The 19,816-nt window shown below is 71.3% G+C and carries 21 protein-coding genes; 11 read left to right on the plus strand and 10 right to left on the minus strand.

Features of this window, described 5'->3' with window-relative positions:
* Positions 1–56: 56 nt before the first annotated feature.
* Together K4B79_RS12700 and K4B79_RS12705 are read right to left on the minus strand one after the other, a co-directional pair.
* Positions 57–509: an ATP-binding protein gene (locus K4B79_RS12700; RefSeq protein ID WP_232026628.1), complete on the minus strand. Its 453-nt coding sequence runs from the start codon at positions 507–509 to the stop codon at positions 57–59.
* A 273-nt stretch (positions 510–782) separates the two neighbouring features.
* The gene (locus K4B79_RS12705) at positions 783–1,754 is read right to left on the minus strand and encodes a heavy metal transporter (protein ID WP_232026629.1); all 972 of its coding nucleotides are present in this window, start codon (positions 1,752–1,754) and stop codon (positions 783–785) included.
* A gap of 83 nt (positions 1,755–1,837) precedes the next feature.
* Between K4B79_RS12705 and dapE the strand changes: the two genes are divergently transcribed.
* Positions 1,838–2,917, plus strand: coding sequence for a succinyl-diaminopimelate desuccinylase (dapE, locus tag K4B79_RS12710; RefSeq protein WP_232026630.1), 1,080 nt, complete (start codon positions 1,838–1,840; stop codon positions 2,915–2,917).
* Between the two features lie 147 nt (positions 2,918–3,064).
* Positions 3,065–3,823, plus strand: coding sequence for an LOG family protein (locus K4B79_RS12715; protein ID WP_232026631.1), 759 nt, complete (start codon positions 3,065–3,067; stop codon positions 3,821–3,823).
* A 228-nt stretch (positions 3,824–4,051) separates the two neighbouring features.
* Here K4B79_RS12715 and folP read toward each other — a convergent pair whose 3' ends face one another.
* On the minus strand, positions 4,052–4,912 hold the full coding sequence (gene folP / locus K4B79_RS12720) for a dihydropteroate synthase (RefSeq protein ID WP_232026632.1): 861 nt from the start codon (positions 4,910–4,912) through the stop codon (positions 4,052–4,054).
* A 153-nt stretch (positions 4,913–5,065) separates the two neighbouring features.
* On the opposite strand from folP, the gene K4B79_RS12725 reads away from it, so the two are divergent.
* Positions 5,066–5,413, plus strand: a complete 348-nt coding sequence (locus K4B79_RS12725) for a DivIVA domain-containing protein (RefSeq protein WP_232026923.1) — start codon at positions 5,066–5,068, stop codon at positions 5,411–5,413.
* Entirely contained in the window at positions 5,410–5,991 is a 582-nt protein-coding gene (locus tag K4B79_RS12730) for a DNA-3-methyladenine glycosylase I (RefSeq protein ID WP_308280433.1), read from the plus strand. The genes K4B79_RS12725 and K4B79_RS12730 overlap by 4 nt, the downstream gene beginning before the upstream one ends.
* A gap of 36 nt (positions 5,992–6,027) precedes the next feature.
* On the opposite strand, the gene K4B79_RS12735 is transcribed toward K4B79_RS12730, so the two are convergent.
* A complete protein-coding gene (locus K4B79_RS12735; RefSeq protein WP_232026633.1) occupies positions 6,028–6,819 on the minus strand; it encodes an enoyl-CoA hydratase/isomerase family protein in 792 nt (263 codons plus the stop codon).
* Positions 6,820–7,196: 377 nt separating this feature from the next.
* On the opposite strand from K4B79_RS12735, the gene K4B79_RS12740 reads away from it, so the two are divergent.
* The gene (locus K4B79_RS12740; RefSeq protein WP_003966491.1) at positions 7,197–7,364 is read left to right on the plus strand and encodes a DUF3117 domain-containing protein; all 168 of its coding nucleotides are present in this window, start codon (positions 7,197–7,199) and stop codon (positions 7,362–7,364) included.
* 87 nt (positions 7,365–7,451) lie between these two features.
* On the opposite strand, the gene K4B79_RS12745 is transcribed toward K4B79_RS12740, so the two are convergent.
* Positions 7,452–8,084: an O-methyltransferase gene (locus K4B79_RS12745; protein WP_232026925.1), complete on the minus strand. Its 633-nt coding sequence runs from the start codon at positions 8,082–8,084 to the stop codon at positions 7,452–7,454.
* Between the two features lie 229 nt (positions 8,085–8,313).
* Between K4B79_RS12745 and sigE the strand changes: the two genes are divergently transcribed.
* The 5 genes from sigE to K4B79_RS12770 all read left to right on the plus strand — a co-directional run bounded on the left by sigE (position 8,314) and on the right by K4B79_RS12770 (position 13,599).
* Positions 8,314–9,087: an RNA polymerase sigma factor SigE gene (gene sigE / locus K4B79_RS12750; protein WP_232026634.1), complete on the plus strand. Its 774-nt coding sequence runs from the start codon at positions 8,314–8,316 to the stop codon at positions 9,085–9,087.
* Entirely contained in the window at positions 9,084–10,082 is a 999-nt protein-coding gene (locus K4B79_RS12755; RefSeq protein WP_232026635.1) for an anti-sigma factor family protein, read from the plus strand. Before sigE ends, K4B79_RS12755 begins: the two co-directional genes overlap by 4 nt.
* A gap of 107 nt (positions 10,083–10,189) precedes the next feature.
* Positions 10,190–12,028, plus strand: a complete 1,839-nt coding sequence (locus K4B79_RS12760) for a S1C family serine protease (RefSeq protein WP_232026636.1) — start codon at positions 10,190–10,192, stop codon at positions 12,026–12,028.
* A 200-nt stretch (positions 12,029–12,228) separates the two neighbouring features.
* Complete coding sequence (locus tag K4B79_RS12765; protein ID WP_232026637.1) at positions 12,229–12,672, plus strand: sec-independent translocase; 444 nt, start codon at positions 12,229–12,231, stop codon at positions 12,670–12,672.
* A gap of 270 nt (positions 12,673–12,942) precedes the next feature.
* Positions 12,943–13,599 (plus strand): hypothetical protein, encoded by a 657-nt coding sequence (locus K4B79_RS12770; RefSeq protein ID WP_232026638.1) that lies wholly within the window; start codon positions 12,943–12,945, stop codon positions 13,597–13,599.
* Between the two features lie 112 nt (positions 13,600–13,711).
* Here K4B79_RS12770 and K4B79_RS12775 read toward each other — a convergent pair whose 3' ends face one another.
* The 3 genes from K4B79_RS12775 to K4B79_RS12785 are packed head-to-tail and all read right to left on the minus strand — an operon-like array spanning position 13,712 to position 16,938.
* Positions 13,712–14,845 carry an Mrp/NBP35 family ATP-binding protein gene (locus K4B79_RS12775; protein WP_232026639.1) on the minus strand — a complete coding sequence of 378 codons (1,134 nt, stop codon included), beginning with the start codon at positions 14,843–14,845 and terminating at the stop codon, positions 13,712–13,714.
* Positions 14,846–14,888: 43 nt separating this feature from the next.
* Positions 14,889–15,482, minus strand: coding sequence for a DUF1003 domain-containing protein (locus K4B79_RS12780; RefSeq protein ID WP_232026640.1), 594 nt, complete (start codon positions 15,480–15,482; stop codon positions 14,889–14,891).
* On the minus strand, positions 15,472–16,938 hold the full coding sequence (locus K4B79_RS12785) for a magnesium transporter MgtE N-terminal domain-containing protein (RefSeq protein WP_232026641.1): 1,467 nt from the start codon (positions 16,936–16,938) through the stop codon (positions 15,472–15,474). Before K4B79_RS12785 ends, K4B79_RS12780 begins: the two co-directional genes overlap by 11 nt.
* Before the next feature lie 223 nt (positions 16,939–17,161).
* On the opposite strand from K4B79_RS12785, the gene K4B79_RS12790 reads away from it, so the two are divergent.
* Complete coding sequence (locus K4B79_RS12790; RefSeq protein ID WP_374208457.1) at positions 17,162–17,911, plus strand: hypothetical protein; 750 nt, start codon at positions 17,162–17,164, stop codon at positions 17,909–17,911.
* A 31-nt stretch (positions 17,912–17,942) separates the two neighbouring features.
* On the opposite strand, the gene K4B79_RS12795 is transcribed toward K4B79_RS12790, so the two are convergent.
* Together K4B79_RS12795 and K4B79_RS12800 are read right to left on the minus strand one after the other, a co-directional pair.
* Complete coding sequence (locus K4B79_RS12795) at positions 17,943–18,455, minus strand: hypothetical protein (protein ID WP_232026642.1); 513 nt, start codon at positions 18,453–18,455, stop codon at positions 17,943–17,945.
* 23 nt (positions 18,456–18,478) lie between these two features.
* A complete protein-coding gene (locus tag K4B79_RS12800; protein WP_232026643.1) occupies positions 18,479–19,597 on the minus strand; it encodes a magnesium and cobalt transport protein CorA in 1,119 nt (372 codons plus the stop codon).
* Positions 19,598–19,816 lie beyond the last annotated feature (219 nt).

The raw sequence follows: 19,816 nt of genomic DNA on the forward strand, positions 1-19,816 counted from the left end.
GTGATGGGGCCCAGGAAGTGATTCCTGGGCCCCATCACTCGGCCGAAGCCAGGTGCTCAGCCGAGCGGCAGGCTCTTGACCGGCAGCTGGTCCGTGGCCGGCAGGCCGCCGCCCTTGGTCACGGAGTCCGTCGGCAGACCGCCCTTCGTCGCCGTGGACGCGGTGTCACCGACGATGTCCCCGGCGGAGCCCGCCGCGTCACCCGCCGTCTTCTGGGCCGCCGGCGTCGCCTTCTTCACGGCCTTTCCGCTGGTCTTGCCCGCGGCCGGCACCGCCTTCTGGACCGTCTTGCCGCCGGTCTCGCCCGCGGTGCCGGTCAGGTTCTGCGCGGCACCGTCGACGGTGTTGCCGACGCTCGCCCCGTCCAGGGCGGTCAGTCCGCCGAGGTTCGGGGCTGCCGGCAGCTCGGGGGCCGCACTGGCGGAGCCGGCCGCACCGACCCCGGCAGCCGCTCCCGCAGCGACGAGCAGCGCGGCACGGGCGATCCGTCGGGTCAGGGGGAGGGACATGGTGCTCCTTTGACGGAGGAAACGATCTCGGACGCAGTGACTACCGCTCGAAGCCCCGGAAGGTTGCGGCGGCCCAACGTAAAGAGTTGGTAATGCGTCGCATTATCAGCTGCGGATAAAATCGGGCAAAAAGCGCCCGGTTCGGCGGTCCGTCGAATCCTTACAGCCCTTTGTTTTCAAGGGTTGTGGCGGATACGGGAGTGACAGGGCGAAAACCTGCGCACACCCGCGCCCGAATCCACCGGACGTAGCCCGTCCGGGTGACCTCCCGCACTACTGCGCAGTCACGATGCGCACGGAGCCGGTGGTCCGCTCCGTCCCCGCCGTCCCGCCGTCCGTGCCGGTCGGCAGCCACTGGCTGTCGGTGTTCCCGGCCGTCCACTGCCGTCCGGCGTACGCGACCCGCTCGATGCGCAGCGCGGAGGCGTTGGCCACCGCCCAGTGCGCCAGCTGCCAGCCGCGCTGTTCCAGGCTGCGGCCGGAACCGGAGGTGGTGTCGGCGGTCACGGGCAGCGTCACGGTCCGCCCGTCGCCCGTGTCCGCGGACGGCGCCGGCGACTCCGCCGCCCCCACCTCGGCGGAGGCCGTCTCCAGCACGTCCCGCCCGAAGTCCCGTACGAGCGCGGAGCGCACCGCGTCCGCGCCGGCGGCCTGCGCGGTGCCCGGACGCCCGGCGCAGGTCAGGGTGGCCGCCGACTCCCCGGTGAGGGCGGCGGCGAGCAGCGTGGCGTCCGGCTCGTGCTTCGCGTACGCCGTCGGGAAGCCGCTGCGCTGCACCTTCTGCGCGGCCACGGTCAGCGGAAGCTCCTGGTAGCCGCGGACCTTGGCGAGGTGCTCGTAGAAGATGTTGGCCGCGTAGGCCGGGTCCATGATCTCCTTCGGCGTGCCCCAGCCCTGCGAGGGCCGCTGCTGGAACAGGCCGAGCGAATCACGGTCGCCGTGGCTGATGTTGCGCAGCGCCGACTCCTGGAGCGCGGTGGCGAGCGCGATCGTCACGGCCCGCTCGGGCATCCCGCGCCCGGTGCCGACGGCGGCGATCGTCGCCGCGTTCACCGCCTGCTCGGGCGTGAACTCGTACGTCTTTCCCGCCCCCGTGCCCGAGACGACTCTGCACCCCGGGGCGCCGGCCCCGCCCGTCACGTACTGCACCACCAGATACCCGGCGACAGCGCACAGGACCACGAAAGCCGCCCCGCAACGGAAGAGGCGGCCGCGACGCTTGGAAGGAGGGGACTGCTCTGGCATCCGCACAAGATACTGGAGAGTACGGAGTCGCGTGTGCCGGGTGGGAAAGTCTGTGCCCGGTCCCGGGCACTAGGGTCGAGAGTATGGCTGACACCCCACTTGACCTCACCCTGGACGCCGCGCGGCTGACCGCGCAGCTCGTCGACTTCCCCTCCGAGAGCGGCACCGAGAAGCCCCTCGCGGACGCGATCGAGACCGCGCTGCGCGCCCTCCCGCACCTGACGGTCGACCGCTACGGCAACAACGTCGTGGCCCGGACGAACCTCGGCCGTCCGGAACGTGTCATCCTCGCCGGCCATATCGACACCGTCCCCATCGCGGCCAACGTCCCCTCCCGGCTGGACGACGAGGGATACCTGTGGGGATGCGGCACCTGCGACATGAAGTCCGGGGTGGCGGTGCAGCTGCGCATCGCGGCGACCGTGCCGTCCCCCAACCGCGACCTCACCTTCGTGTTCTACGACAACGAGGAGGTCACCGCGGACCTCAACGGCCTCAAGCACCTCTCGGAGGCCCACCCGGAGTGGCTGGAGGGCGACTTCGCGGTCCTGCTGGAGCCGACGAACAACCAGGTCGAGGGCGGCTGCCAGGGCACCCTCAGGATGTTCCTGAAGTTCACCGGGGAGCGGGCTCACTCCGCGCGCGCGTGGATGGGCTCCAACGCGATCCACGCCGCCGCCCCCGCCCTCGCCAAGCTCGCCGCCTATGTGCCGCGCAAGCCGGTCGTGGACGGCCTGGAGTTCCACGAGGGCCTCAACGCCGTACGCATCGAGGGCGGGGTCGCCACCAACGTCATCCCGGACGCCTGCACGGTCGTCGTCAACTTCCGGTACGCGCCCGACCGCACCGAGGAGGAGGCCGAGGCCTTCGTCCGCGACTACTTCGCGGACTGCGGTGTCGACGAGTTCGTCGTAGACGACCACGCGGGCGGCGCCCGCCCCGGCCTGAACCATCCGGCCGCGCAGGCCTTCATGGCGGCCGTCGGCGGCGAGGCCTTCCCCAAGTTCGGCTGGACGGACGTGGCCCGCTTCAGCTCGCTGGGCGTGCCCGCGGTGAACTACAGCCCGGGGGAGCCGCTGCTGGCCCACAAGGTCGACGAGCGAGTGAAGGCGGCGCTGATCCCGGTGGCGGAGGAACGCCTCAAGGCCTGGCTGACGTCCTGATCCAGGACTGGTCCTGGATCCGTTCCTGGATCCGTCCCCGGCGGGTGTGTGTGACGGCGCTTCATGGCGGACATGCCTATGTCCCCCGTCCGTAACCCGCGTAGATCTACGCTGAGGTGGAAAGACCCGCAAGCGGAGGGAGCGCACATGGCTACAGGCAACCCCGAGGGCACGCAACGGCCACCGGAGGAGAAGCGCCTGGGACCGGTCCTCCGCAGGCGCGGCCAGGTCCAGGCGAGCACGACCGACCAGCGGCTGCTGGACGCGGGCGGCCCGTCCGACTGGGTCCACACCGACCCCTGGCGCGTCCTGCGCATCCAGTCCGAGTTCATCGAGGGCTTCGGGACGCTCGCCGAACTCCCGCCCGCCATCAGCGTGTTCGGCTCCGCGCGGACACCGGCGGACTCGCCGGAGTACGAGGCGGGCGTACGGCTCGGCCGCGGCCTGGTGGAAGCCGGGTTCGCGGTGATCACCGGCGGTGGGCCGGGCGCCATGGAAGCGGCCAACAAGGGCGCCTGCGAGGCGAACGGCATCTCCGTCGGCCTCGGCATCGAGCTGCCCTTCGAGCAGGGGCTCAACCCCTACGTCGACATCGGCCTCAACTTCCGGTACTTCTTCGTCCGCAAGATGATGTTCGTCAAGTACGCGCAGGGTTTCGTGGTCCTCCCCGGTGGTCTCGGCACCCTCGACGAACTCTTCGAGGCCCTCACCCTCGTCCAGACCCAGAAGGTCACCCGCTTCCCGATCGTCCTGTTCGGCAGCGAGTACTGGGGCGGCCTCGTCTCCTGGCTCAAGAACACCCTGATCGCCCAGGGCAAGGCGTCGGAAAAGGACCTCCTGCTGTTCCACGTGACGGACGACGTGGACGAGGCGGTGGCCCTGGTGTCGAAGGAGGCGGGCCGCTAGCAACTTCTTCCGCCCCCGCCGCCCCTACCCGTCCCCGATCTGCGGGTGGGTGGGGGCTGGTCGCGCCCGCGCGGCGGTAGCCGCATATTCAGCACAGCCCCGCGCCCCTGGGTCTTTCAGCCCGTCCGGCGTTTGAGGACGAGGCCCCTCAAGGGCCGACAGCGGGGGTCTGGGGGCGGCAGCCCCCAGGGATGGGACGGGTAGGGGCGGCGGGGGCGAAAAAGGTGCCTACGCCAGCCCCCGCCGGGCCACCGCCGGAGGCCGGTGGCCCGCGATCGACGCGACCATGTCCAACACCTGCCGCGTCTCGGCGACTTCGTGCACCCGATACACCCGCGCCCCCAACCACGCGGACACAGCGGTCGTCGCCAGAGTCCCCAGCACCCGTTCCTTCACGGGCTTGTCCAAGGTCTCCCCGACGAAGTCCTTGTTGGACAACGACACCAGCACCGGCCACCCGGTCCCCACCATCTCCCCGAGCCGCCGAGTCGCCTCCAGACTGTGCCGCGTGTTCTTCCCGAAGTCGTGCCCGGGATCGATCAGCACGGACTGACGAGGCACCCCGAGCGCCACGGCCCGCTCGGCCAGCCCGACCGTCACCCGCAGAATGTCGGCCATGACGTCGTCGTACGTCACCCGATGCGGCCGCGTCCGCGGCTCCGCACCGCCCGCGTGCGTGCACACCAGCCCCACCCCGTACCGCGCGGCGACCTCCGCCAGCCCGGGATCCACCCCACCCCACGCGTCGTTCAGCAGATCCGCCCCGGCCTGGCACGCGGCCTCGCCGACGGAGGCCCGCCAGGTGTCCACGCTGATGACGACATCGGGGAAGCGCCGCCGCACCTCGGCCACGAACCCGACGGTCCGCCGTGCCTCCTCCTCGGCGGACACCTCCTCGCCGGGCCCGGCCTTGACCCCGCCGATGTCGATGATGGCGGCACCGTCGGCCACCGCCTGCTCCACGCGCGCGAGGGCGGGCTCGTCGCGGAAGGTCGCCCCCTGGTCGTAGAAGGAGTCGGGGGTGCGGTTCACGATCGCCATGATCACCGGCTCGTGAGCGCCGAATTCACGCCTGCCCAGCCTGAGCATCCCCTGCGACCTCACTTCGTACGTCCCGCGTTGTCGGCGTCTGTGGCCGCCTGCGACCCTAACTGTCGGACGCGCATGGCACGATCGGACCCTGACACATCCGACGCCGGCGGCCGGCCGCCGGCACCGACCATGGGGACCTCAGCGATGGTTATGTTCTTGTTCCTGGTCATCGCGCTCGCGGTCGTGGTCGCCGCGGTGACGCTCGCCGTGGTGGGCGGCGGCGAGGGCGACGGCCCCCTGCCCGAGGTGGCCCCCGAACGGCTCCAGGACCCGTTGCCCCCGGACCGCCCGGTCAACCGTGCCGACATCGAGAGCCTCCGCTTCCCGCTGGCCGCCCGCGGCTACCGCATGGCGGACGTCGACGACGCCCTCGGCCGCCTCGGCGCGGAACTCGCCGAGCGGGACGCCCGGATCGCCGACCTGGAGTCCGCCCTGGCCGGCGCCCGGACCGCCGCCCACATGTCCATGGAGAAGCACGCCGAGGAGGACCACCAGTGAGCGACGGCGGTGCCCTCGCCGGCTTGGACGGCGCGCTGCGCTGCCCCTGGGCCCTGTCCACCCCGGACTACGTGACGTACCACGACGAGGAGTGGGGCCGCCCGGTCCACGGCGACGACGCCCTCTATGAACGGCTCAGCCTGGAGGCCTTCCAGTCCGGCCTCTCCTGGATCACCATCCTCCGCCGCCGCGAGGGCTTCCGCGCCGCCTTCGCCGGCTTCGAGATCGCCAAGGTCGCCACCTTCACGGACGCCGACGCCGACCGCCTGCTCACCGACACCGGCATCATCCGCAACCGGGCCAAGATCGACGCCACCCTCGCCAACGCCCGGGTCCTGGCCGACTGGGCCCCGGGCGAGCTGGACGAGCTGATCTGGTCGCACGCCCCGGCTCGCGGCCCGGCCCCGAAGACCCTCGGGGACGTCCCGGCGGTCACTCCGGAGTCGACGGCCCTGTCCAAGGCCCTGAAGAAGCGGGGCCTGCGCTTCGTCGGCCCGACCACGGCGTACGCCCTGATGCAGGCGTGCGGCCTGGTCGACGACCACCTGGAAGCGTGCGTCGCCAGGAACACGCCTTAGGGACACGCTTCGGGGGTGCGGGGCGCTACGGCGACGTCACCGCCCCAGGTACTTCGGCTTCTCCTTGTCGACGAAGGCCCGCACCGCGATCGCATGGTCCTCCGAGGCACCGGCCCGAGTCTGGAGCTCGTCCTCCTTCTCCAGCGTCTCCGCCAGGGAGTGCGAGAACCCGAACGCCACGGACTCCTTGATCGCCCCGTAGGCCACCGTCGGCCCCCCGGCCAGCGCACGGGCCACCTTCGCCGCCTCGGCGTGCAGGTCGGCCGCCGGCACGAGCCGGTTCGCGATCCCCCACTCGTACGCCTCCTGCGCCGTGACGGTCCGGGGGAAGAGCAGCAGATCGGTGGCCCTGCCCGGCCCCACCACCCGCGGCAGCGTCCAGGAGATGCCGGAGTCCGCGGTCAGCGCCACCCCGGCGAACGACGTGTTGAAGCCCGCGGTGTCCGCCACCACCCGGTAGTCGGCGGCCAGCGCCAACCCGAACCCGGCCCCCGCCGCGACGCCGTTCACCCCGGCCACCACCGGCTTCGGCATCTCCGTCAGGGCCCGCACGACCGGGTTGTAGTGCTCCCGGACCGTGCTCATGACCTGCTGCGAGCCCTCCGCGAGCAGCCCGATGTGCTCCTTGAGGTCCTGGCCCACGCAGAACGCCCGGTCCCCGGCGGCGGTCAGCAGCACGGCCCGTACCGCGTCGTCGGAGGCGGCCGCCTGTACCGCGTCCCGCAGGGCGACCTTGGTCGCGATGTTCAGCGCGTTCATCGCCTCCGGACGGTTCAGCGTGATCGTCGCGAGTCCGTCGCTCACCTCGTACAGCACGGTGTCGGCCATGGCGTGTCCCCTCCGGTCTGCCCGTTCGGACGTACCGGTCAGTACGTCCTTGTGTCCGAAGACAGCATGGCGGAGATCACCGCGGGAGGACCGCACCGGACGTGTGACCTGCGTCAAAGAATTCCGTACGGCTTCTGGTCGGCAGAACTCCGCGCGGCGGCGCAGTATCGCAGTCACATCGCCGAATTGAGTGGTTTTGCTCGCGCGCGTTGCCCAAGCGATGCCGACTGATGTTGGTCATCGGGTCCTGAGATGCGGGATAATGGCCTGGAAGCAATGTGTTCGATGCCGGTGTCGCGTGTCCCACTCCAGGAGCACGCGTGCCCTCCAGGGCTGTCGGCTTTGACTATGAGCTGGTTTCAGGAAGGGGAACGAGCATGGCGGCCATGAAGCCGCGGACGGGCGATGGCCCGCTCGAGGTGACCAAGGAGGGGCGGGGCATCGTCATGCGCGTTCCGCTCGAAGGCGGCGGTCGGCTCGTCGTCGAGCTGACCCCTGACGAGGCCGACGCGCTCGGCGACGCCCTCAAGAAGGTCGTCGGCTGACGCGCGGAAGCGACCATACCCTTTCGGCCGCCCAGGCACCGCACGCGGTGCCTGGGCGGCTTTTCAGGGCCTTTTTGGTCCTCTTGCTCAGCGTTTGACCGCGCACAGCAGGCCGTCGCCCACCGGCAGCAGGGACGGCACCAGTTCCTGGGTCTCGCGCACCGTGCGCAGCAGCTCCCGCAGCCGCAGGACCTCCGTGGGCTGCGGGCCCGAATCCACCGTCCTGCCGTTCGCGAAAACACCCTCGAACACGACCAGGCCACCCGGACGCAGCAGGCGCAACGATTCAGCGAGATAGTCCAGGAACTCCAGCCGATCGCCGTCGCAGAAGACCAGGTCGTAGCCGGCGTCCGCGAGCCGGGGCAGCACGTCGAGGGCGCGGCCGGGGATGAAGCGGGCCCGGTTGCTGGCGAAGCCGGAGGCACGGAAGGCCTGGCGGGCGAACTGCTGGTGCTCCGGCTCGGGGTCGACGGTGGTCAGCACCCCGTCCGGGCGCATGCCGTGCAGCAGATGGATGCCGGAGACGCCGGTGCCGGTGCCGATCTCGGCCACCGCCTTGGCGTCCACGGAGGCGGCCAGCAACCGCAGCGCCGCGCCCGTGCCGGGCGACACCGAGCGCAGGCCCGCCTCACGAGCCCGGTCACGGGCCCAGCGCAGCACCTCGTCCTCGGCGACGTAGGCGTCGGCGAACGCCCAGCTCGTCTGCCGGTTGCCGGTAATGGCCCTCTCCTTGCCCCGTGGTTGCCTGGGCGTGACTGTATCCGTTGGCGCCGGGAACCCGCAGATGGGACCGGGCGTTTAGAGGGGTGGGAGACGGAGCGGGGGGACACAGTTGGATCACGACGCGGGGCCGGGGTTCGAGCAACTGCTGACGCAGGGGGCCGAGCCGTATCAGCCCAGATCAAATTCTCGTAAAACCGCTTATCCGGAGCTAACGGGCGAGGTGGCTATGGTAGGGGCTCCACTGGACACCACCAGAGCCGACAGGGGAGGTGCGGCCGTACCCGGAGATCGGGGCGGAGTGCTGCGGCGCTTCCTCGGATCGGCGGGCAGGCCGAAATCCGTGAACGACACCGCTGCTGACCACAGCCACGCCGGCGACTACGCCCAGACCGCGACCTTCTCCACCGACGCGGACGGCCAGGCGTGGACTCCGCCCACGTGGGAGGAGATCGTCAGCACGCACAGCGGCCGCGTCTACCGGCTCGCTTATCGACTGACGGGCAACCAGCACGACGCCGAGGACCTCACCCAAGAGGTGTTCGTCCGCGTCTTCCGCTCGTTGTCGACGTACACGCCCGGCACCTTCGAGGGCTGGCTGCACCGCATCACCACCAACCTCTTCCTGGACATGGTCCGGCGCAAGCAGCGCATCCGCTTCGACGCCCTCGGCGAGGACGCGGCCGAGCGCCTGCCCAGCCGTGAGCCGTCGCCCCAGCAGGTCTTCAACGACGCGCACTTCGACGCCGACGTCCAGCAGGCGCTGGACACCCTCGCGCCCGAGTTCCGCGCCGCGGTCGTCCTGTGTGACATCGAGGGACTGTCGTACGAGGAGATCGCCGCGACCCTGGGCGTCAAGCTGGGCACGGTCCGGTCCCGGATCCACCGCGGCCGCTCGCAGCTGCGGAAGGCTCTCGCGCACCGCTCGCCGGAGGCCCGGGCCGAGCGTCGCTCCTTCATGGCCCGTGTCCCCGCCCTGGGGGGAGGGGGCGCGACCGCGTGAGTGGATCACGGCCCGAACCCGGCGAGGGGCGCCTCGCGGAACAGCATCTGGGAGACCGACTCGCCGCCCTGGTGGACGGCGAGCTCGGTCATGAGTCGCGGGACCGCGTCCTCGCGCACCTGGCCACCTGCGCCAAGTGCAAGGCCGAGGCGGACGCCCAGCGCCGACTGAAGAACGTCTTCGCGGAGGCGGCCCCGCCCCCGCCCTCGGAGAGCTTCCTGGCCCGGCTCCAGGGGCTTCCCGGGGGAGGTGACTCCGAGGACGGCGACGGTTCGCCGTTCGGCGGGGGAGGATTCGGCGACGGACTCTCCGCGCGCCCCGGAGCCACCGGGGTCTTCGGCCTGAAGCGCGGCGAGCGCTTCGAGTTCGGCTATGTCCCGGCGCGCCCGCACGGCGCCCCGGTACTGCCGCCGTCCGCCGCGAACCGCGGCGGCTTCCGCATCCATGACGTCAGCCGTCACGAGGCCGAGCGGTCGTCCTCGCGCGGGCTGCGGTTCGCCTTCGCCGCGGCCGGCGCGGTGTCGCTCGCCGCGATCGCGCTGGGCGGGGTCACCACGGTGACGCCGACCGACACCGGCGCCGACGCGCGCGGCGGGACCGGCACGGGCAGCAATGTGACACCGGCGCGCAGCCCGGGCACGGGAGTCGCCACGTCCGAGAGCCAGCGACGCCGCGGCTCCGGCCCGCTGCTCGCCCAGGGGCAGGGCCAGACGCGTGGCAGCGCCCCGGTCGCCCCGACCGAGGTGTCCGCGCCGCTGCTGCCGGGGGTGCCCACGCCCGCGGGGCGGTACGAGGAGGTCGTCCACGAGCTGGCCGCCCCGGTGATGGCCGGCGCGGCCGCCATGTCGCCTCTGATACGCCCGCTCCGTGCCACGCCGCCGCTCTCCCTGACCACGTGGTCCGAGTCCTCGGACCTCTCCGGTCCGGATCTGCTCGCCTCGCCCGCCCCCGACGCCACCCCCGCTCCTTCCCCCGGTTCCGCCGTCACCCGCTGACCGGCCCCTGCGCCGCCGCGCGTCAACCTGGTTGAATCCAGGGGAGTCGACGAACGGCGGCCACCGCCGACGAACCGCGCCGTGGCCGTTCCGTGACTGGGGAGAGCATGAACGAGGGGAAGCCCACGACAGTGGGCGGGGTGGACGACGTCGCCGGATCCGGTGCACACACCGAGGCGTCCGACGGCGATTTCGAACTGAGGGCGCCGGAGGAAACGGCCGCCCCAGGCTCTGGCATCAAGGGGCCGACGGGGGAGTCCGGGAGCGAGGGCGACTTCGAGCTGGCCCGTCCCGGGACGTCGGCGACTGTGCCGGTGGAGGAGACAGGGGCGGAAGTGACAGGGACGGGCGCGCCTGCGGCGCCCCCCGGAACGGCGGGGGAGACCCCGGCCGCACCTCCCGGCAGCAACGTTTCGGCTACGGCCACCGAGCGGCCCGGGCCCCTGCACGACCCCGATCCTTACAGCACCCCGCCCTACGGCGAGCCCGGCCCCTGGGCGCCCGCTCCACCGGTTCAGCATCCGGCGACCACACCGGCGCAGGGCACGCCGACGCAGGGCACGGCCGTGCCGGGTCCTGCGATGCCGGCGCCGGTGCCTCCGGTGCCGCCGTCCAGCGCTGCCCAGGCGCCGTCTCCCGCCCTGCCGGACCAGGCTCCGGAGCCGATCCCGGCTCCCATTCCGGCTCCCGCCCCTGCCCCCGCCACCGGCATCCAGGACCCCGGCGCCCCCGAGCCCCCTCCCACTCCCTGGCAGAACTACGACCCTTGGGCCCCCGCGGCCGCCGCGCCCCTTCAGCAGACCGGGGAGGCCGTGCTCAGCACCGGGCAGCGGCGCAGGCGGGTCCGGAAGGCGCTGGCCGGGGCGGCCGTGCTGCTCGCGCTCGTGGCCGGGGGCGTCGGAGGCGCCGTAGGGGCGTATCTGGAGCGCAACGGGGGCATCGGTGAGGTGGAGTTGCCGCAGGCGGGCCCGGAGCCCGCCGGGCGGGCTCCGGACAGCGTGGCGGGGATCGCCGCGCGGGCGCTGCCGAGCGTGGTGACCCTGCATGTGTCCGGCGCCGGGGAACAGGGCACCGGCACCGGCTTCGTGCTGGACGACCGGGGCCATGTCCTCACCAACAACCACGTCGTCGAACCCGCCGGCGCCGACGGCGAGATCACCGTGACCTTCCACAGCGGCGACACCGCCAAGGCCACCGTCGTGGGCCGGGACAGCGGCTACGACCTCGCCGTGGTGAAGCTGAGCGGCGTCAGCGGGCTCAAGCCCCTACCGCTCGGCAACTCCGAGAACGTCCAGGTCGGCGACCCGGTCGTCGCCATCGGCGCCCCCTACGAGCTGGAGGGCACCGTCACCTCCGGCATCATCAGCGCCAAGGAACGGCCCATCACCGCTGGGGGCGAGAGCGAGGACGGGAGCGACGTGTCGTACGTGGACGCGTTGCAGACCGACGCGCCGATCAACCCCGGCAACTCCGGCGGCCCGCTGCTCGACGCGCGGGGCCGGGTGGTCGGTATCAACTCCGCGATCCGCTCGGCCGGCAGCGGCTCCGCCCCGGACGGCGGTCAGGCCGGCTCGATAGGTCTCGGTTTCGCCATCCCGATCAACCAGGGCAAGCGCGTCGCCGAGGAACTGATCAACACGGGCAGGGCGACCCACCCGGTGATCGGCATCACCCTCGACATGGAGTACCCGGGTGACGGCGCCCGCGTCGGCGCCAAGGGCAACGACGGCGGGCCCGCGGTCACCGTCGGCGGCCCCGGTGACAAGGCCGGCATCAAGGCGGGGGACGTCATCACCGCGGTCGACGGCCGCCGTATCCACTCCGGCGACGAGCTGATCGTCAAGACCCGCGCCCACCGCCCCGGGGACCGTCTCGAACTCACTCTGGAGCGCGACGGCCGGGAGCGGACGATCTCGCTGGTGCTGGGGTCGTCCGCCGGTGATTGACGCAAACCTCACAGATGGGGCGTTCCTCCCCCGTCCCACAAGGCAAACAACCCGGAAAACCGCCGACGTGGACACGGTCGGAACCCTCGGGACAGTACCGGTCGTACAGGAACGCCGGGTACCGTGGACCCGGCCCGGACCACGGAAGACCGCACTGACCCCCGAGGGCCGAGGACCGAGGACATCGCAAGGAGCTTCAGGTGTTCAATGACATAGGACCGCTCGAGGTCGTGACGCTCGTTGTCCTCGCCGTGCTCGTCTTCGGTCCGGACAAGCTCCCGAAGGTCATCCAGGACATCACCCGGACGATTCGCAAGATCCGGGAGTTCTCCGAGAGCGCCAAGCAGGACATCCGCAGCGAACTGGGCCCGGAGTTCAAGGACTTCGAGTTCGAGGACCTCAACCCCAAGACGTTCATCCGCAAGCAGCTGGACAACGACGAACTGGGGCTCAAGGAGATCCGCAACGGCTTCGACCTGAAGAAGGAGATGGCCGAGGTCACGGACGCGGTCCACGGCCGTGAGGCCGAGTCCTCCTCGTCCGCGGACTCTTCGGGTGCGTCCGGCGGGCGTGTCGACATGACCAAGAAGGCCGAGGAGCCGGGCAAGGACGACCGCCCGCCCTTCGACGCGGACGCCACCTGAGCCGTGTGACACCTGAGGCGTACGCCGTCTGAGGCCGTACGCCGGTCGTGCCGCACGTGATGCGTTTCATACTCCGCATACTTCGGACAGGCCTCGTCGCGGCCTGAACACGCCCCTCCCGGCCCCCCGCGCGCCGGGAGCCTTCGTCGCTGCTCGGAGCGGTGTGGCTATGCTGCCGAGTTGTTGTGCGGGCCGTACTCCGACGAGTAGCGCCGCCCGAAGGGGGGCGGGCCGTCCCGGTCCGACGAGAACGAGGAGGCGTCCGGGTACATGGAGACGACGAGTCGGGCAGCCGCGCAGGCGCCGGCCGCGGAGGGTGGGCAACAGGTCCCCTCCGCCCGGCGTACGGTCGACGGCTACCTGGAGGCGCCCTTCCCGTGGTACGGCCTCGACGAGGCCTTCACGGGGCCGAGATGGCTGATGCAGGTCGGTACGGCGGCCGACGGTGCCGTCGAGCACGGGTCGATCGGGCACGGTGACGAGCCCTCGGTCCGCCACGAGGGCACGGAGGACAAGGAGAAGTTCGCGGTGGTGGTGACCGTCGCGGCGAACCCGTCCCGCAGGAGCGCCGACGGTACGGGGCTGCTGGAGGCCACGTCGGTCTCCTCGGCGGCCTGGCTCGCCGGGGTGGGGCTGCTGTCGTTCACCTGGCCGGGCCAGATGGACCACACCCTCCGGGACGACTGGCTGGACCAGCAGACGGAGACGGCGTGGGCGCTGGCCGACGACCTCTCCGGCTCCGAGTGGTCCACGCTGTCCCTGCCGGTGGACGGCGTTCCGACACCGTTCCACTACCGCGAGTCCGAGTTCGGCTGGGTCCTGGCCGGCTCGACCCCGGCGGGGGTGCACGTGGGGGCGTACGGGAGAGGGATGAGCGCCTACGGGCTCGGGTTCGCGATGATCAAGGACATCGGCGAGTACGCCTAGCGCCGAGCCGCGTGGGCCGTCGGCCGGCTGTGGCCGGTCGCGCCCACGCGGCGGAGCCGTACATCGATACGGCTCCGCGCCCCGCGGGAGTGTTCCTCTCGAACTTGTTCTTCTAGAACTTGTTCTTCGGGGTGATCCCCAGCGACAGCCCCGAAAGGCCCCGCTGGCGTCCTCCCAGCTTCCCCGCGATCGCCCGCAGCGCGGAGCCCGCCGGGGAGTCCGGGTCGGTCAGGACGACCGGCTTGCCCTCGTCGCCGCCCTCCCGGAGGCGGACGTCGATCGGGATGGAGCCGAGGACCGGGACCGAGGCGCCCGTCGTGCGGGTGAGACCGTCCGCCACGGACTGGCCGCCGCCCGTGCCGAAGACGTCGACCATCTCGCCGCAGTGCGGGCAGGGCAGGCCGGACATGTTCTCGACCACGCCGACGATCTTCTGGTGGGTCTGGACGGCGATGGAGCCGGCCCGCTCGGCCACCTCGGCCGCGGCCTGCTGAGGCGTCGTCACGACCAGGATCTCGGCGTTCGGGACCAGCTGGGCCACCGAGATGGCGATGTCGCCGGTGCCCGGGGGCAGGTCCAGCAGGAGGACGTCGAGGTCACCCCAGTAGACGTCGGCCAGGAACTGCTGGAGGGCCCGGTGCAGCATCGGCCCGCGCCACACCACCGGGGCGTTGCCCGGGGTGAACATGCCGATCGAGATGACCTTCACGCCGTGCGCCGACGGCGGCATGATCATGTTCTCGACCTGGGTGGGACTGCCGTCGGCACCCAGCATGCGCGGCACGGAGTGGCCGTAGATGTCGGCGTCCACGACACCGACCTTCAGGCCGTCCGCCGCCATCGACGCCGCCAGGTTCACCGTCACCGAGGACTTGCCGACGCCGCCCTTGCCGGAGGCGACCGCGTACACCCGGGTCAGCGAGCCCGGCTTGGCGAAGGGCACCTCGCGCTCGGTCTGGCCGCCGCGCAGCGCCGTCGCCAGCTCCTTGCGCTGCTCGTCGCTCATCACGTCCAGCGTGACGTCGACGCGCGTGACGCCCTCGACCGCCGAGACGGCGTCCGTCACGCGCTGCGTGATCGTGTCGCGCATGGGGCAGCCGGAGACCGTCAGGTACACGGTGACCGCGACCGCCCCGTCCGCGCCGATCTCGACCGACTTGACCATCCCGAGCTCGGTGATGGGGCGGTTGATCTCGGGGTCGTTCACCGTCGACAGTGCTTCACGCACCGCGTCTTCCGTAGCCATGAGAACGATGGTACGGCGCCCCGCCGCGGCCCCGTCATGCCCGTCACCGGTCGTCTACGTCACGTCCCCTCGGCCGTTCTGCCGGGAATACGACATGCCCGTCCCGCCGCTCCTCCAGCTCCTTCACCATGTCCTGGAGCTCCGAGCGGATCCAGTCACGGGTGGCCACCTCGCCCAGGCCGATCCGCAGGGCCGCGATCTCCCGGGTCAGGTACTCGGTGTCCGCGATGGACCGCTCGTTCTGCTTGCGGTCCTGTTCGAGGTTGACCCGGTCGCGGTCGTCCTGCCGGTTCTGCGCGAGCAGGATCAGCGGGGCCGCGTAGGAGGCCTGGAGCGACAGCATCAGTGTCAGGAAGATGAACGGGTAGTGGTCGAAGCGCATGTCGTACGGCGCGAAGATGTTCCACAGCACCCACAGGATGATGACGACCGTCATCCAGACGATGAACCGTCCGGTGCCCAGGAAGCGCGCGATGCGTTCCGAGAGCCGTCCGAAGGCCTCCGGGTCCCACTCGGGCAGGACCCGGCGCCGGGGCGGGCGCGGCTGGTCCAGCCGGGGGCGGGAGCGGGTGGTGGCGGTCGCGCCCGCGGGGGTGCGCTCGCGGGTCACGGTCGTGGTCTCACGCTCAGGCGTCATGGGAACCCGCCTCCTCACCCTTGCCGTGGCCTTCGCGGCCGTTGCGTGTGCCGTCCGCGCCCGTGTCGTCCGGGCCTGTGTCTGTGTCTGTGTCTGGGCCCGTACTTTCGTCGACCGGGTCGTCTTCCAGTACGTCGTCCAGTTCGTCGCGTCCGTCGCCGTCGGACGCGTCGCTCCCGGGTTCGTCGTCCTCGTGTCCCTCCGTGAGGTGGAACTCCGTCTCCCGCCAGTCCTCCGGAAGCATGTGGTCCAGTACGTCGTCCACGGTCACCGCGCCCAGCAGCGCACCGGACTCGTCGACGACGGGCGCCGCGACCATGTCGTACGTCGCGAAGAACCCGGCGACGACGGGCAGTGCCGCGTCCGGCTCCAGGGCTTGCAGGTCGTCGTCGATCATCGCGCTGACCAGGGTGTACGGAGGGTCGCGCAGCAGCTTCTGGAAGTGGACCGTGCCGAGGTACTTGCCGGTCGGGGTCTCGTCCGGCGGCCGGCAGACGTAGACCTGGGCGGCGAGCGCGGGCGAGAGGTCGGCGTTGCGGACGCGGGCGAGCGCGTCGGCGACGGTCGCGTCCGGCCGCAGGATGATCGGCTCGGTGGTCATCAGACCGCCCGCGGTGTGCTCCTCGTACGCCATCAGGCGCCGCATGTCGGCGGCGTCGCCGGGCTGCATCAGGCTCAGCAGCCGCTCCTGCTCCTCCGTGGGCAGCTCGGAGAGCAGGTCGGCCGCGTCGTCCGGGTCCATGGCCTCCAGGACGTCGGCGGCACGTTCCTCCTTCAGCTTGCCGAGGATCTCGATCTGGTCGTCCTCCGGCAGCTCCTCCAGGACGTCGGCCAGGCGGTCGTCGTCGAGGGCGGCCGCGACCTCGACGCGCCGCTTGGGGGAGAGATGGTGCAGGACGTTGGCCAGGTCGGCCGGGCGCAGCTGCTCGAAGGTGGCCAGGAGGCTCTCGGCGCCCTGTCCGTGCTCCTCCAGGGCGAAGCCCGTGACCGCGGACCACTCGACCGTCAGCGTCTCGCCCTTGCGGCGGAAGGCGCCGCCCTTGCCGCCCTTGCGGACGAACACCCGGTCGATCTCCCAGTCCCGGCGGGCCGGCAGCTGCTGCACCGACAGGTCCAGTACGGTCACCTCCTCGCGGCTCTCGACAAGAGTGACGCGCCGGTCCAGGAGCTCGCCGAACACCAGCCGCTCGGTGGGCCGCTGCTCGAAGCGGCGGACGTTGAGGACACCGGTGGTGATGACCTGGCCGGACTCGACCCCGGTCACCCGGGTCATGGGCAGGAAGATGCGGCGGCGCGTGGCGAGTTCCACGACCAGCCCGAGCAGCCGGGGCGGCCGGCGCCCGACACGCAGCATGACGACCAGGTCGCGCACGCGGCCCACCTGGTCACCGGTCGGGTCGAAGACGGCGACGCCGGAGAGATGGGAGACGAAGATCCGGGGGGCGCCCGCTGCCATGACTGTGCTTCCTTTTCGTGCGGGATTCGTAGGGAGGTACTGCGTCGGAAGATCGGTGGCTCTCTGTTCCGAATTGCCCGCTCGGGTGGGCTTCAGGCTAGCCCGTCCCGATCGGATACGCCCTGGTGAGCGGTCCGGACGGACTGGCTCCGTCCGGGCGGTGGGACCCCGGTACGCTGCCCCTCGCCGCTGAAGGACCTCTGTCAGAAAGGCAGCCCCACCTGTGACTGCGATTCCCCGGCGCCACACCTCCACGGCAGCACTGGCGAGCGCGATGTGCGCCCTGGCCGTCACGGGGACGGGCCTGACCGGATGCGGCGAGGATCCGGACGCGGGCACCAACGGTGTCGGCAAGCTGCCGGCCGAGCAGATCCAGTCCAGGACCCGTACCGCCGCCGACGCCGCCGACTCCGTACGCCTCGCGGGCAATGTGGTGGCCGGCGGGCGAACGTACCGGCTCGACATGCGGCTGAAGGCCGACGGCGCCACCGGGTCGGTCACCGCCGAGGGGACGACCTTCCAGCTGCTGCGGGTCGGCGAGGCGCTCTTCCTCAAGGCGGACGCGGACTTCTGGTCCCACGCGGACGACAAGGGCGGCGGTTCCGACACGGCGGCCGCCGACAAGCTGGGCGGCAAGTACGTGAAGGTGCCGCAGGGCGACCCCTCGTACAAGAAGTTCAGCGGTTTCACGGACATGGACGTTCTCCTTGAGAGTCTGCTGACCCTGCACGGCTCGCTGGGCACCGACGGCCACCACGAACTGGCCGGTGTGCGCACCATCCGCGTCACCGGCGACAAGGGCTCCGGCGGCACCCTGGACGTCTCCCTGGAGGGCGAGCCCTACCCGCTCCGCCTGGCGCGTGCGGGCGGTGCGGGCACCCTGACCTTCTCGGCCTGGGGCAAGGACTTCCCCCTGACCGAGCCGGAGAAGGACGACACGGTGGACTACGGCAAGCAGCTGCCGACGTCGTGATGTTCGGGGGCCGAGCCGAGCCCGGCCCCGACTACTTCCGTTTGCGCCGCTTGAGCAGCAGCCGCGGCAGCCCCGCCGGGATCGGCTGCCGCGTCGTCGCCGGCGTCGGCAGCGGCGCCGCGGCCAGGTCACCGTCGGGCAGAGGCGCCGTCGCCCCCGCCGGTTCCAGCCTGAGTACCCGGCACTCGCGGGACCAGCGCTCGGTCATCGCCTCGCCGTCGGGGGCGTTGAGACGCTTGCCCTTCAGCTCCGCGACGGCGGCCTCCCAGTCCTCGGACCCCGGGGCGAGTTCCACGACCCTCGCCGGCCACGAGACCAGCCGGCCGCCCTTGTCCTTGCTGCGGACCGTGACCTCGGCAGCGGTCCCGTCGGCCAGACCGGGCAGCGGCTGCTCCCCGGGCCCGTCGCCGACCAGACAGGCCGCGCCCTCGTGCCACACGTGCCACAGGGCGCGAGCCGGGCCGCCGGGACCCTTGACCCAGATGAGGCCGGACTTCTTCGTGGCCTCCTCGACGAGGGCCTGGTCGAGCAGCTCGCTTGTCATGGGCTCAGCCTATCCACGCGCCCTCACAGCCAGCCGTTGCGCTTCAGCGTGCGGTGGATGCCCACACAGAGGGTCACCGTGATGCCGATGACCAGCGGGTATCCGAACTTCCAGCGCAGCTCGGGCATGTAGTCGAAGTTCATGCCGTAGACCCCGCACACCATCGTCGGTACGGCGATGATGGCCGCCCAGGACGTGATCTTCCGCATGTCCTCGTTCTGTGCGACGGACGCCTGCGCGAGGTTGGCCTGGAGGATGGAGTTGAGCAGCTCGTCGAAGCCGAGGACCTGCTCCTGGACGCGGGCCAAGTGGTCGGCGACGTCCCGGAAGTACTTCTGGATGTCCGGGTCGATCAGCCGCATCGGCCGCTCGCTCAGCAGCTGCATGGGCCGCAGCAGCGGCGCCACGGCCCGCTTGAACTCCAGCACCTCACGCTTGAGCTGGTAGATCCGCGCCGAGTCCACACCGCGCGAGACCCCGCCCCGGCGCCCCGGCGAGAAGACCTCGGTCTCCACCTCGTCGATGTCGTCCTGCACGGCGTCGGCGACCGCGATGTACCCGTCGACGACGTGGTCGGCGATCGCGTGCAGCACCGCCGAGGGGCCCTTGGCGAGCAGCTCCGGGTCGTCCTGGAGCCGGTGCCGGAGCGCCCGCAGGGAACCCTGGCCGCCATGCCGGACGGTGATGAAGAAGTCCCGTCCGGTGAAGCACATGACCTCGCCGGTCTCCACGACCTCGCTGTTGGCGGTCAGTTGGTCGTGCTCGACGTAGTGGATGGTCTTGAAGACGGTGAACAGCGAGTCGTCGTACCGCTCCAGCTTGGGCCGCTGGTGCGCCTGCACGGCGTCCTCCACGGCCAGCGGGTGCAACCCGAACTCACCGGCGATACCGGAGAATTCGGCCTCGGTCGGCTCGTGCAGACCGATCCAGACGAAGCCTCCGTCGCGGCGCACCGTGCGCATCGCCTCGTGCGGGGTCAGCGGCTTGTCGGTGACGACGCGCGCGCCGTCGCGGTAGATGGCGCAGTCCACGACGGCGGAGGGCGTCGAGGGGTCGCGGGTGGTGTCGTAGGCGCCGGTGTCCTTGCGCAGGGAGACGCGGGACGGGCGGACCACGGCACGCAGGTCGCGGATCATCGACATGGCAGGCTCCTTCGTGACAGGCAACGAAAGGCCGCCGACGACGGGTGGAACTACCCGGAATGGGGACGTCCTGACTGCGGAGGTTTGGCACGTCCACAAAGCGGGGAGCACCGCAGCGTCGCGGTGGCGAACTTCGCTACTGATACAGCTGGGGAATCAGCTCAGACAGATCAGGCAAAACGAACGAAGCGCTCTTCCGCGGTGAAGCGAGTGCGAGAG

The organism is Streptomyces lincolnensis (genome assembly GCF_021173675.1).
GTDB lineage: Bacteria > Actinomycetota > Actinomycetes > Streptomycetales > Streptomycetaceae > Streptomyces > Streptomyces lincolnensis_B.